Raw genomic sequence first — 11,924 nt, forward strand, 5'->3', positions numbered from 1 at the left:
TTCGTTGTACTGGTTGTTCCGCTCAGGCCCCACAAGGGCAATTCTATCTGTTGGTACTGACTAAACTGGAGGCTGAGCCCGGCATCAACCCCAGGAGGAAAGTCCCTGTGACGGTCACGAAGAATCTTAAGCCAACAGGATTAGCGGCCCTCGCCGCCGGCGCAATGCTGGCCCTTGCCGCCTGCAGTCCCGCGGCGCCCGACGTGGCCGCCTCATCCTCAGCAGGCACGTCCTCACCCACCCCCGGCCCGTCCAGCGTCACGGCGTCGGCGAGCCCGACGGCATCGCCCGGAACGTCTGCCACGGTGGGAAAGATCGTGGCAGGATTCCCCGAATCGCTGATACCGGTGATGCCTGGCGCCACGGTAATTTCCAGCAGTTTGGATAAGGCCAAACAGCCTGCCACCGCGGCGCTCGTTGCCAGCATCACAGCCCCCACCGCCGCCGTCGTGGACTTCTATACAAAGCACCTCGAGGGCCAGGGGTTCAAAGCCGTGCCCGGCGACGCAGTCGGAGCGGTGGCGTCCAAGGATTTCGTCCGAAACGACAACGAGACTGTCAACATTGCGGTGGTCGAGGCGGCCGGCGTTTCCACCTTCACCATCGGCGCCAACGCGGCAGTTGAGTCAGCCAAGTGACGGTTTCGGAGCAGCTGAGACTTGAACAGACCGCCTTCGTAGCCGCCGTTGCCGGCGAGCTGACAGACTTCCTCACCACGCGGCAGGCCCTGGTGGCCGGAATTTCCCCCGACATCGAACCCCTCATGGGGTCCATCTCCAATCTGGTGACCGGCGGCAAAAGGCTCCGCGCCCTCATGTGCTACTGGGGTTGGCGGGGCGCCGGCGGCGAGCCTGCGGCCGGGCAGATCGTCACGGCAGGGTCGGCGCTGGAGCTGTTCCAGGCGGCCGCACTTATCCATGACGACATCATCGACCGTTCGGACACCCGCCGGGGTGGGCCCAGCGTGCACCGCCGGTTCAGCCAGCTGCACGATGCCCAGGGCTGGGCACTGGACAGCGAACGGTTTGGACACGCAGCGGCCATCCTGACCGGCGACCTGTGCCTGTCCTTCAGCGAAGAGGCCTTCACCGATATCGGCGGACAGGCGGCCTCGGGCAGCAGGGCGAGGCTGATCTTCAACCTCATGCGCACAGAAGTGATGGCCGGCCAATACCTGGACATCCTTGAAGAAGTCGCCGGACCGGTGCGGGACCGGGCAGGGGCTGTCACGCGGGCCCAGTCGATCATCCGGTTCAAGTCGGCGAAGTACTCCACCGAACATCCGCTGGCACTGGGCGGTGCACTGGCGGGGGCCTCGGATGAGCTCCTCCGCGGCTATTCGGCGTTCGCCTTGCCTTTGGGCGAGGCGTTCCAGCTGCGCGACGACGTCCTGGGCGTCTTCGGCGACCCCGTCACCACCGGCAAGCCGGCAGGCGACGATCTCCGCGAAGGAAAAAGGACCGTGTTGATTGCGCTGGCGTTGGAACAAGCGTCAGCGCAGGAATCAGCGTTTATTGATGCAAGACTCGGGAGCCCGGACCTGGGCGAGGAGGACGTAGCCGAGATCCGCCGGATTATTGAAGAATCCGGAGCGCTCCAGGCCACCGAACTGCTGATCAACGAATTCGGCACGGCCGCCTACGAAGCTCTGGAACAACTCCCACTCGACGAACTGCCCAAGACGGCCCTGCGACGGCTGGCCGAAGCCACCGTCAGCCGCGCCGCCTGATTCCGGCGCCGCCGGGACAGGCACTGCCTGGACACCGGCGTCGCCAGGGTCCAGTTGTACCAGGATCCAGCAGCGCTACCAGGCGAGAGTCTGCGCCCTGCGCCTGATTTCGGTTTTTCGACCTTCCCTCAGGGCATCAATTGGCCGGCCGCGCAGGGAATCGTCAGCGGTGAACAGCCAAACAATGAGGTCCTCGTCGGAGTAGCCGGCATCCGCCAGGACGACGATGGTTCCCCGCAGGCTGTCGACAACCTGGCCGTCCTGGATGAACGCGGCCGGGACTGACCGAATCCGGCGTTCACCCACGCGGAGGGCCGCCAGGGCACGTTCATCAATAAGGCTGTGGACTTTCGTAATCGAAACATCCAACAACTGCGCGACATCAGGCAGGGGCAGCCACTCGCCCACAAGGCTTTCTACGTTACTCACGGATCAAGATTGCCACGGCCGGAGCCCTGCCGCCTAGTCAGCTTTACCGCGCATTCCGACGAATGAATCGACACTCCGCAGAATGGCAGATACGGGGCGCTGTCAACTTCTTGTGCTATGGCCAAATTCATGAGAGATTCACATAGATCACATTTGTAACAGTAACAACTTAAGTAACACTAGTATCAATAGTCACACGCATCACCCGTCCCCCGGCAGTTAAAGAAGAGGATTCCTTTCATGACGACGTCCCGCTCGCCAAAGCAGGCACCCCGGCCGAGTCTGCCCATGATTGCTGCCACCACAGCGGCACTTCCTGCGGTTGTCTTGTCGTCCTTGGCCCTCGCCCAGCCAGCTGCGGCAGAGGCGCCCGCCCGGTCCATCCCGGCAACGCTTGCGGCCGCCATGAAAGCACAGGCAGCGGAAGTCAAAGCAGCCCTCATCCCGGCCGCCTCAGTTTCCTCCAGTATTCCGGCGGCGTTTATGCCGGCACAACCCTCTGCCCCTGCCGAATACACGATCGCCCGCGGCGACACCATCAGCGCCATCGCCGGGAAGTTCGGCCTGAACACCGGCGAGGTCCTGACCCTGAACAACCTTCAGCCGAACACCATCATTTACCCCGGCCAGAAGATCAAGCTCTCTGGGTCGGCTCCGGCCCCCGCCCCGGCAGCCGCCCCGTCGGCGCCGGCCAGCTCCGCCGGCAGCTACACCGTAAAGGCCGGGGACACGCTCAGCGCCATCGCCTCCCGGCACAACGTCGGCCTGTCTGAGATCTTCAGCTGGAACGGCTTGAATATGCGCTCCATCATCTACCCGGGCCAGAAGATCAGGGTTGGATCCGGCGAGGCAGCAGCGGCGGCAGCCCCCGCGCCCCAGCCCGCTGCTGCACCGGCAGCCCCGGCCGCTGCTCCGGCAGCCCCTGCACCGGCCGCCGCTCCGGGTGGTTCCTACACCATCAAGGCCGGCGACACCCTGTCCGCGATCGCCTCGAAGCACGGTGTGAAGCTCTCCGACGTCCTGGCAGCCAACCAGCTGAGCATGACCACCGTGATCTACCCGGGCAACAAACTGGTCATCCCCGGCGGCTCCATCCAGCCGGCGTCGTCCACCCCGGCAGCCACCGTGACCCCACTGGTGCCGAGTTCCTTCCTGGGCTTCACCTACCCTGAGGCCGTGGTCAGCTCCGCCAACCAGAACAAGGCATTGCTGAACGCCGCACCGGTGCCGTCCCGGGATGAGATGCGCACCATCGTGGCTGACACTGCGCGTTCGATGGGGGTGGAGCCGTCCCTGGCCCTCGCCTTCGCGTACCAGGAATCAGGCTTCAACCAGCGTGCGGTGTCGCCCGCCAACGCCATCGGCACCATGCAGGTGATCCCCACCTCCGGCGAGTGGGCGTCGGACCTCGTAGGGCGGAAGCTGAACCTGCTGGATCCCTACGACAACGCGACTGCCGGCGTGGCCATCATCAAGCGGCTGATCGCCACCAGCAAGGACTTGGACACGGCAATTGCCGGATATTACCAGGGCCAGTACTCAGTCAGCAAGTACGGCCTGTACGACGACACGAAGGCGTACGTGGGTGCCATCAAGGCACACCAGAAGAACTTCGGCTAACCGGCCGACTTCGCAACGCGCCGGGGGCTTGTCGAAACAGGCACCGCGGATAACGATAAGGGTCCGGACCGCACGTCGGTTCGGACCCTTTTCGTTGCGGGATTAGGATCGTAAGGTGCAGGAACAAGTGTCTGACCGTCTCGTTGGAACGCTGGTGGATAACCGCTACGCCGTCCGTTCCAAACTCGCGCGCGGAGGCATGTCCACCGTCTATCTCGCCACGGATCTCCGGCTGGAACGGGATGTTGCGCTCAAAGTCCTCCATCCGCACCTCGCCACCGATGAGACCTTCCTGGACCGGCTCGGTAGGGAGGCGAAAGCCGCCGCGAAACTTTCCCACCCGCACGTTGTGGGAGTGCTGGACCAGGGCAACGACGGCGTGACGGCCTATCTGGTGATGGAGTACATCAAGGGCCACACCCTGCGCGACGTCATCAGGTCCAAGGGTGCGCTGCCTCCGCGGCTGGCACTTGCCCTCATCGATCCCGTGGTGGAGGGCCTGGGCGAGGCCCATGCGGCCGGTCTGATCCATCGCGATGTCAAGCCGGAAAACGTCCTTATCGCCGACGACGGCCGCATCAAGATCGGCGACTTCGGGTTGGCCCGCGCCGTCACGACGACAACCAGCACGGGAGCCCTGATCGGCACCGTGGGCTACCTCTCCCCCGAGCTTGTCCTGGGGAAAACTGCCGACGCCCGCAGCGACATCTACTCGGTGGGCATCATGCTCTACGAGATGCTCACCGGGCAGCAGCCGTACGACGGCGAGGTCCCCATCCAGGTGGCCTATCAGCACGTCAACGAAACCGTTGGGCCGCCGTCGGCCCTGGTGCCGGGGCTCGCCGCCGAAATGGATGAACTCGTCCAGTGGTGCACCGCCAACGATCCCGAGAACCGGCCGGTGGATGGCCATGCGCTCCTCCAGGAGTTGCGGCATATCCGGACCAACCTCACGAATTCCGAGCTGGACCTCCGGCCTCCTGCCGCCGTCCCGGCCGGGCAGCCCAACCCCACCGAGATCATCTCGCGGACCAACAATCCCACCGCCGTGTTGTCCTCCTCCCTCGGCCGGCCGCAGCCACAGCAGCCGTCGCGTCCGCCACAGGCCGCACAGCCGCCCCATGCACTGTACCCGCCGGGTGACCTGTACCCCTCAGACCCGCGGCCCATGCAGTACGGGCAGGACGTTCGGAGCCAGTCTGGCGCCCCGGCGTCCTTCCCGCTCAGCAAACGCGCCCAGCGCAAGGTTGACCGGGAGGATGAGAAGGCAAGGTCCCGGGCAGCGGCAACTCCGGTCAGGAGCCTGCGGGAGGGAAACCCTCGCCGCCGGGGCATCCTCTGGGTAGTGGCCCTCATCATCATCGCCTTGCTTGCCACCGGGGCCGGCTGGTTCTTCGGCATGGGGCCGGGCGCATCCGCCACTATTCCTGCCGTCGCCAACAAGTCGGTGGCCCAGGCGCAGCAGTTGTTGAGCCAGGCGGGCTTTCAGTCCCGGACCAACGACGTGTTCGACGACGACGTTCCCTCGGGACTGGTGGTGGGCTCCGAACCCGCAGCGGGGACCCAGATCAGAAAGTTCCAGCCGGTGGCGCTGTTTGTCTCCAAGGGGCCGCAGCTGTACGAGCTGCCGAAGCTGGCGGGCGGAACACTGGACCAGGCGAAGGTTGCACTGAACCAGGCTGAGATGGCGCTGGGCAATGTCACGGAAAAGTTTGACGAAGCGGTGGCCGCCGGTGTGGTGCTCGCCCAGGATCCGGCCGCCGGAAGCCCCGCTCGGCACGGCACCCCGGTGAACCTTGTGGTATCCAAAGGCCCGCAGCCAATTCCCGTGCCGTCAGTTGTGGGCAAGGAAGAGAACGACGCCGTCGACGCCATCGAAGCTGCCGGGCTGAAGGCCGACGTCGCGTCCGAGGAAGTTTTCGACCGCAAAATCCCCGAAGGGTCAGTGGTCAGCCAGTCCCCGGCCAGCGGCACCCTAACCAAGGGCGGCACCGTCACGCTGACCATCTCCAAGGGCCCCAAAATGATCAAGGTTCCCAGCTTCGTCGGCAAGCAGGCCTCGGAAGCCCGCAAGGGACTGGAAGCCCTGGGCTTCAAGGTCGAGGTCAACAACATCCTGGGCGGTTTCTTCGGCACGGTGCGGGATCAGGACCCCGTGGACGAGGAGGTCCCCGAGGGTTCCGTCATCACCCTCACGGTGGTGTAACCGGCGGCTGCCGGTCACACCACTCGCAGCGCTCCCCCGAAAACGTTCAGTGCTTGGCCAGTGCTCCGGCCACAAGGAAGGCCATCTCGAGGGATTGCATGTGGTTCAGGCGGGGATCGCAGACCGACTCGTACTTGTCCAGGAAGGATTCCTGGTCCACAGGATCTGCACCGCCGAGGCACTCCGCGACGTCGTCGCCGGTCATCTCCACGTGCAGGCCGCCGGGAACGGTGCCCAGCGCGTGGTGCACTTCGAAGAAGCCGCGCACTTCGTCAATGACGTCGTCGAAATTGCGCGTCTTGTAGCCGTTGGGCGACGTGACGGTGTTGCCGTGCATCGGATCCGTGACCCAGAGGACCTGGGCACCGGAAGCGGTGACCTTCTCGACGACGGCGGGAAGCTTCTCGCGGATGTTTCCCGCACCCATGCGCGTGATGAAGGTCAGGCGGCCGGGTTCGCGTTCCGGGTCCAGCTTGTCGATGAGGCGCAGGGCGTCGTCCCCGGTTGTGGACGGGCCGAGCTTCACGCCAATGGGGTTGCGGACGCGGGAGAGGAAATCGATGTGCGCGTGGTCGAGCTCGCGGGTGCGCTCCCCGATCCACAGGAAGTGCGCGGAGGTGTCGTAAGGGAAACCAGTGCGGGAGTCGATGCGCGTCAGTGCCCGCTCGTAGTCCAGCAGCAGGGCCTCGTGGCTCGCGAAGAATTCCACCCGCTTGAGCGCTTCGAAGTCGGCGCCGCAGGAGGCCATGAACTTGATGGCGCGGTCGATGTCACGGGCCAGGGACTCGTAGCGTGCGTGGGCGGGGTTCTCCGTGAAGCCCTTGTTCCACTGGTGCACCGAGCGCAGGTCGGCGAACCCGCCCTGGGTGAAGGCCCTGATGAGGTTCAGCGTGGAGGCCGAGGTGTGGTACGCCCTGAGCATCCTGGCAGCGTCGTGGCCACGGGATTCAGGAGTGAACTCGTACCCGTTGACGATGTCGCCGCGGTACGCCGGCAGGGTCACGCCGTCGCGGGTCTCGTCATTGGAGGAGCGGGGCTTGGCGAACTGCCCGGCCATCCGGCCCATCTTGATGACGGGCATCGCCGCCCCGTAGGTGAGCACCACTGCCATCTGGAGGATGGTCTTGACGCGGGCGCTGATCTTGTCCGCTGTGGCGGCTTCGAACGTTTCGGCACAGTCGCCGCCCTGGAGCAGGAACGCCTTACCTTGGGCCGCAGCCGCCAGCCGCTCACGCAGGACGTCTACTTCGCCGGCGAAAACCAGCGGCGGGAGCATGGAGAGTTCGCGGACCGAGGCGTCGAAAACGTCCTTGTCCTGCCAGCTCGGCTGCTGGGAAATCGGAAGATCCCGCCAGTCATCAAGGCCAGGATAATTGGCTGCTCCGCTCTGGGCGGTACCGGACAGCGAAAAGGCAGGTTTTGCAGATAGCTCAGTCACTATCTAAGACTAATGCGCGCCGGACTCTTCAGAACACCCGGCCGTCACGCGTCCCGGGAGCGGCGTCACAGTGCCCCGGCGGCCGGGTCCTTGCCCTCCGGGCCGGCGGCCGGGTCCTTGCCCTCCGGACCGGCGGCCGGGTCCTCGCCCTCCGGGCCGGCGGTTTCGGCGCCGGCAAGCCGGAGCTTCACGACGGCCGCGTATTCGTCCACATATTCCTGGCCGGAGAGCCGCATCAGTTCGAACATGATCTCGTCCGTGACTTTGCGCTGCACCAGCCGGTCATCGGCCTGGTCCGCGTACTGGCTGAAATCCAGCGGCGCCCCAAAAATCATGCCGATCCGCCGGATATTGGGCAGGCGCTTGCCGATGGGCTGGACCTTGTCCGTCCCGATCATCGCCACCGGAATCACCGGCACGCCAGCCTGCAGGGCGAGCCTGGCCACGCCCACTTTGCCGCGGTACAGGCGCGCATCCGGGCTGCGGGTCCCCTCGGGATAGATCCCCAGCAGGCCGCCGCTGGTAAGGACATCCATGCCGGCATTCAGTGAAACCGCGGATGCTGCCCCGCCGGACCTGTCCATGGGCAACTGGTTGGTGAGCCTGAAAAACATTGCCGTCAGCCGGCCTTTGACACCGGTGCCCGTGAAGTACTCGGACTTTGCAAGGAAAACGACAGGCCTCGGAACCATCAGGGGCATAAAAATGGAGTCGGAAAAAGACAGGTGGTTCGACGCGATGATGGCCGCGCCCTCCGCCGGAACGTTGTCCAGGCCCTTGACCCAGGGCCGGAAAAGAAGCCGCAGCACCGGCCCCAGGAAGATCCTTTTCATGACCCAATAAAACACGTGTCGAACCTCTCCGGAAGCCTGCCGGCCGGCCCTCCGTTGGGTCAGGCCGGCACTTCAATGCAACCCTACTCTAGTGAGATTTGTCCCGAAGAGTGACACGATGGAGTCATGACAGAAAGCAGCACACCGCCCCGGCCTGCCGCTTTCAGCTACCCCGGCCACGGACCTAACGCCAGGACCGGGATCGCCATCTGCCATGGCTTCACGGGCAGCCCGCTCAGCGTCATGCCCTGGGCTGAAGAGCTCGCCGCCCAGGGATTTGCCGTGTCGGTTCCCCTCCTCCCGGGCCACGGGACTGACTGGAGGCAGCTTGCACGTTCCGGCTGGCGGGAATGGTACGGATCCTTCGAGGCTGCCTACCAGGAACTGAACGCCCGCACGGACCACTGTTTTGTGGCCGGCTTGTCCATGGGCGGCGCGATCGCACTGCTGACGGCTTCCCGGCATCCCGTGGCAGGGGTTTCGGTGGTGAACCCGGGGCTTAGCTTCTACGACCGCCGCGTCCGCGTCATCGGGGTCCTCAAGTATTTCCAGCGGACCACGCTGCCCATCCAGGAGGAACAGCCGACCGCGGCAGTAACCGACGACGGCGACTACTCGCGCACGCCGCTGGCAGCCGTGCATGAGCTCAAGAAGCTCTTCGGCGCAACGGTCCGCGGACTGCACCGGATCAACGCGCCGGTGCAGGTCTTCAAGTCCAGGACCGACGCCGTGGTGCCGCCCACCTCGCTCTCGACCCTGCGGCGCCGGCTGGGCCCGCGGCTGGTGGAGGTGGTTGACCTCCACCACAGCGGCCACGTAGCCACCCTCGACCTTGACGCTCCGGAGATTTTCACCCGTTCCAGCCAGTTCTTCCTCGACCATTCAGCCAGCGACCAACCGGCCAGAGACCACTCCGGCGGTTCGCCAGAGCCGGCCCGCACGGCTAACGGCGCCCAACCCACCTCGGAGACTTCATGACCGGCCTTCCGGACCACAGCCCCTTCAGCAGCCCGGCCGCCGGTGACGGAGCCCGGGTCGGGGTGGTTCTCTCGCACGGGTTCACGGGCAGCCCGCACGGGCTCCGCACCTGGGCCCAGTCATTCGCCGACGCCGGCTTCGCCGTTCGCATGCCCTTGCTGCCGGGCCACGGCACCAGCTGGCAGGAGCTGGCCCGGACCCGCTGGACGCAGTGGCATTCCGCCCTTGACGACGCTTTCCTCGAGCTCGACGCCCAGTGCGACCATGTCTTCGCGGCCGGGCTGAGCATGGGCGGAGCACTTGCGCTGAGGATCGCCGCCACCAGGCCGGTGACCGGCGTGATCCTGGTAAACCCCGGGCTGGTCATCGATGATCCCCGCGCCCCGCTGGCCGGCATCCTGAAGCTTGTCCTGAAGAGCACTCCTGCGATCGCGAATGACATCCTGAAACCCGGGATGGACGAGGGGGCCTATCCACGGACACCGGTGGCTGCGGCGCATGAACTGAACAAAATGTTCAAGGACACCATCCGGCTGCTCCCCCGTGTTACCGCTCCGGTCCGGGTGTTCCGCTCCACGGTGGACCATGTGGTCTCAGACTCGAGCATCGTGGCCCTGCGCCGCGGCCTGGTCAACGCTCCCCTGACGTTGAGCACCCTCGAGAACAGCTACCACGTGGCAACACTGGATAACGACGCCCAGGAAATCTTCGGCGGGTCCGTGGACTTCATCCGGACTGTACTGGCCGGGGCTTCAGCCGGCGAGCCAAAGGAGGGCGCTGCCCGTGACTAGGCCCGATTCCGGCTCGCCGGACCAGAGTGCGAACCAGGACGATGCTGTCTGGCTCGATCTTGTTGCCCGGCTGGAGGACACGACCTCCGAGGACAGCCGCGCGGCGGACGGCGGTACCCCGGACGACACGACTGCGCCGAACGCTCCGGTCGATCCGGTCAGTCCGGTCGATCCGGTCAGTCCGGATGCTGAAGGACCCGGCACCCCAAGTCCCGGCCCGTCCTTGGCACCAGCCGACACGCCTGGACGGCCTGCGACTTTCCGCGACTTTGATCCCCTGGGCCTTGCCGGCCGGGCTCCCACGGAGTTGTCCGCGGCCGAGCGTTCGGCCGCAGCCCGAAGCGGCGGCACCGGTCAATCACGGTCCGGCGAGAGTGCCGGCGCCGGGCAGGATGGACCGGACCTCCAAGGCAGCCCTGACGGCCCACGGGACTATGTGGTGGAGGACCACGGCGGCGACTTCGTCCCGGAGGAACCGCCAAGCCTGTCCGGGACGGACCCGCTGACCATGCTTGCCTGGCTTGGCGCAGTGGGCGGGCCGATTGCCCTGCTGCTGTCAGCCATGTTCTGGCGGTCTGCTCCGCTGCTGGCAATAGTGGGGATGGTGTCGGCGTTCGTCCTGGCCGTGGTCTACCTGATCATGAAGCTGCCCCAGGAAAAAGACGACAACGACGACGGCGCCCGCGTCTGAGCGGTCCGTCTCAGCGGTGCCGGACCAGGGGTATCGACCCAGCGGTGTGGTCCGAGCGTTTCGTGCAGCGGCAGCTTCGCGGCTCAGCCGCGTGTGCGGCTGCTTACGCGGGACAGATCCGCTGCTCCGATGAGCCCTGCGCTGGGTCCCAGCGCTGCCAGTTCGATGCCGGCGGCGGGCCGGAAGCCGCGGCCCGTCAGATTCCTGGCGAAGGCTTTGCGCGCCGGTTCCACCAGCAGGTCCCCTGCTGAGCAGAGCCCGCCGCCGATCACAAAGAGACCCGGGTCCAGCGCGGCGGCGAGATTGGCCAGTCCCAGGCCAAGCCACTCGCCCACTTCTTCGAGGAGTTCGCGGCAGGCGGCGTCCCCGGCCAGAGCAAGTTCGGTAACTATCGCGCCGGTGATCCGGTCCGGCTTTCCTCCCACCGCGGCCAGCAGTTCCTGGGCCACCGGCGAGTTGGCGGCGGCCAGGATCCTCGCTTCGCGCCCCAGCGCATTGCCCGAGGCATATTGTTCCCAACAGCCCCGGTTGCCGCATTCACAACGGTGTCCGCCCGGCATGATGATCTGGTGGCCAAATTCACCGGCGACACCAAACCGGCCCCGCTCCACCCGGCCGGCCATCACCATGGCGCCGCCGATGCCCGTGCCGAGGGTGATGCACACCATCCGGTCCTCACCCTGCCCGGCACCAAAGCGCCATTCCGCCCACGCTGCCGCATCGGCGTCGTTCGTCAACAGGACGGGCCTGCGCAGCAGGCGCTGGAGGCTGGCCCGCAAAGGCTCATTGCGCCAGGCAAGGTGCGGGCTGAAAAGCACGGTTCCGCCGTCCAGATCCATCCAGCCGGCCGCCCCGATACCCACCGACCGGATCCGGTGACCGGCGCTCAGCTCGTCCACGAGCTCCACGATGACCTGCTCCACGGCCCGCGGATCGCTGCCGGGCGTGGATCGCCGCGCCTCGCTGAGAATCCGGCCGTCGGCGTCCACCACTCCGGCGGCCACTTTGGTGCCGCCGATGTCGATGCCGATCGCGAGCCCCTTGCGCCCGAGCCGCAGGTGTTCACGGAACTGTTTTCCCCGCGAGGGCTGCACCTGGGCAGGCCGGCGCCGCCGCCAAGGCACCGGCCGGCCGGGCGGACTGTTCTGCTCAGGGGGGGACGCTGCGTACATAGTGACTTATTCTAGGCGCGCCGCCGGACCGGGTTCC

The 11,924-nt window shown here is 66.0% G+C and carries 11 protein-coding genes; 7 read left to right on the forward strand and 4 right to left on the reverse strand.

Annotated elements, in window-relative coordinates; genetic code table 11:
- Positions 1 to 107: 107 nt before the first annotated feature.
- Entirely contained in the window at positions 108 to 638 is a 531-nt protein-coding gene (locus IAQ70_RS08880) for a hypothetical protein (protein ID WP_190988942.1), read from the forward strand.
- Positions 635 to 1,729 (forward strand): polyprenyl synthetase family protein, encoded by a 1,095-nt coding sequence (locus IAQ70_RS08885; RefSeq protein ID WP_190988943.1) that lies wholly within the window; start codon positions 635 to 637, stop codon positions 1,727 to 1,729. Before IAQ70_RS08880 ends, IAQ70_RS08885 begins: the two co-directional genes overlap by 4 nt.
- 75 nt (positions 1,730 to 1,804) lie before the next feature.
- Here IAQ70_RS08885 and IAQ70_RS08890 read toward each other — a convergent pair whose 3' ends face one another.
- Positions 1,805 to 2,158 carry an Rv2175c family DNA-binding protein gene (locus IAQ70_RS08890; RefSeq protein WP_190988944.1) on the reverse strand — a complete coding sequence of 118 codons (354 nt, stop codon included), beginning with the start codon at positions 2,156 to 2,158 and terminating at the stop codon, positions 1,805 to 1,807.
- A 240-nt stretch (positions 2,159 to 2,398) separates the two neighbouring features.
- On the opposite strand from IAQ70_RS08890, the gene IAQ70_RS08895 reads away from it, so the two are divergent.
- Positions 2,399 to 3,778, forward strand: coding sequence for a lytic transglycosylase domain-containing protein (locus IAQ70_RS08895; RefSeq protein WP_190988945.1), 1,380 nt, complete (start codon positions 2,399 to 2,401; stop codon positions 3,776 to 3,778).
- Positions 3,779 to 3,893: 115 nt separating this feature from the next.
- The gene (gene pknB / locus IAQ70_RS08900) at positions 3,894 to 5,984 is read left to right on the forward strand and encodes a Stk1 family PASTA domain-containing Ser/Thr kinase (RefSeq protein WP_190988946.1); all 2,091 of its coding nucleotides are present in this window, start codon (positions 3,894 to 3,896) and stop codon (positions 5,982 to 5,984) included.
- 46 nt (positions 5,985 to 6,030) lie between these two features.
- Here the strand turns inward: pknB and IAQ70_RS08905 are convergent, their stop codons facing one another.
- Positions 6,031 to 7,422, reverse strand: a complete 1,392-nt coding sequence (locus IAQ70_RS08905) for a class II 3-deoxy-7-phosphoheptulonate synthase (RefSeq protein ID WP_190988947.1) — start codon at positions 7,420 to 7,422, stop codon at positions 6,031 to 6,033.
- Positions 7,423 to 7,487: 65 nt separating this feature from the next.
- Positions 7,488 to 8,270, reverse strand: coding sequence for a lysophospholipid acyltransferase family protein (locus IAQ70_RS08910; RefSeq protein WP_190988948.1), 783 nt, complete (start codon positions 8,268 to 8,270; stop codon positions 7,488 to 7,490).
- Between the two features lie 111 nt (positions 8,271 to 8,381).
- Between IAQ70_RS08910 and IAQ70_RS08915 the strand changes: the two genes are divergently transcribed.
- The 3 genes from IAQ70_RS08915 to IAQ70_RS08925 are packed head-to-tail and all read left to right on the forward strand — an operon-like array spanning position 8,382 to position 10,715.
- Positions 8,382 to 9,233 carry an alpha/beta hydrolase gene (locus tag IAQ70_RS08915; RefSeq protein WP_190988949.1) on the forward strand — a complete coding sequence of 284 codons (852 nt, stop codon included), beginning with the start codon at positions 8,382 to 8,384 and terminating at the stop codon, positions 9,231 to 9,233.
- Positions 9,230 to 10,024, forward strand: coding sequence for an alpha/beta hydrolase (locus IAQ70_RS08920; protein WP_190988950.1), 795 nt, complete (start codon positions 9,230 to 9,232; stop codon positions 10,022 to 10,024). Before IAQ70_RS08915 ends, IAQ70_RS08920 begins: the two co-directional genes overlap by 4 nt.
- A complete protein-coding gene (locus IAQ70_RS08925; protein ID WP_190988951.1) occupies positions 10,017 to 10,715 on the forward strand; it encodes a hypothetical protein in 699 nt (232 codons plus the stop codon). The genes IAQ70_RS08920 and IAQ70_RS08925 overlap by 8 nt, the downstream gene beginning before the upstream one ends.
- 83 nt (positions 10,716 to 10,798) lie before the next feature.
- Here the strand turns inward: IAQ70_RS08925 and IAQ70_RS08930 are convergent, their stop codons facing one another.
- Complete coding sequence (locus IAQ70_RS08930; RefSeq protein WP_223859589.1) at positions 10,799 to 11,887, reverse strand: ROK family glucokinase; 1,089 nt, start codon at positions 11,885 to 11,887, stop codon at positions 10,799 to 10,801.
- Positions 11,888 to 11,924 lie beyond the last annotated feature (37 nt).

Origin of the sequence: Pseudarthrobacter sulfonivorans (genome assembly GCF_014712225.1) — a bacterium.
Classification (GTDB): Bacteria; Actinomycetota; Actinomycetes; order Actinomycetales; family Micrococcaceae; genus Arthrobacter; species Arthrobacter sulfonivorans.